General features: G+C 71.4%; 1 protein-coding gene. It reads left to right on the top strand.

Features of this window, described 5'->3' with window-relative positions; all coding sequences use genetic code 11:
- A partial coding sequence (locus tag B7L92_RS38150; RefSeq protein WP_081241641.1) for a TetR/AcrR family transcriptional regulator occupies positions 1-511 on the top strand: 511 nt, incomplete at its 5' end.
- Positions 512-521 lie beyond the last annotated feature (10 nt).

The following is a 521-nucleotide window of genomic DNA, read 5'->3' as shown; positions in this document are numbered from 1 at the left end:
TCTGCGCCGCTCCTCCGTGGACGACGTCGCCAAGCGGGCCGGTGTCTCCCGGGTCACCGTGTACCGGCGTTTCCAGACCAAGGACAAGCTGGTCGAGGCCACCCTGCTGCGCGAGCTCAGCCGGTTCTTCCAGCGGCTGGACACGGCGGTGGCAGCGCTGCCGGCCATGAAGGACCGGGTCGTCGAGGGCTTCGTGGTCGCCCTGCGCCACACCCGCGCCCATCCGCTCTTCGGCGGCCTGCTGCGCCTCGAACCCGAGCTGGTCCTGCCCTACCTGACCGTGCAGGGCAGCTCCTCGCTCTCCGCCACCGTCGAGTACCTGACGGCCCATCTGCGCCGCGCGCAACAGACTGAGGGGCGTCCCGACGAGGACCCGCGTCCGGTTGCCGAGCTGATGGTGCGGGTCGCCGTGTCCTTCCTGCTCAACCCCGCCAGCTGCATCGAGATGGAGGACGAGGACCAGGCCCGGGCCTTCGCCCGTCGCTACCTGGCCCCGCTGCTGGACGCCTGACCGGCCGGAC

The sequence above is a fragment of the Streptomyces viridosporus genome (assembly GCF_002078235.1).
In the GTDB taxonomy this organism is placed as follows: Bacteria; Actinomycetota; Actinomycetes; order Streptomycetales; family Streptomycetaceae; genus Streptomyces; species Streptomyces viridosporus.
The sequence above is the reverse complement of the archived record's forward strand: the minus strand, read 5'-3'. Positions and strand labels throughout refer to the sequence as shown.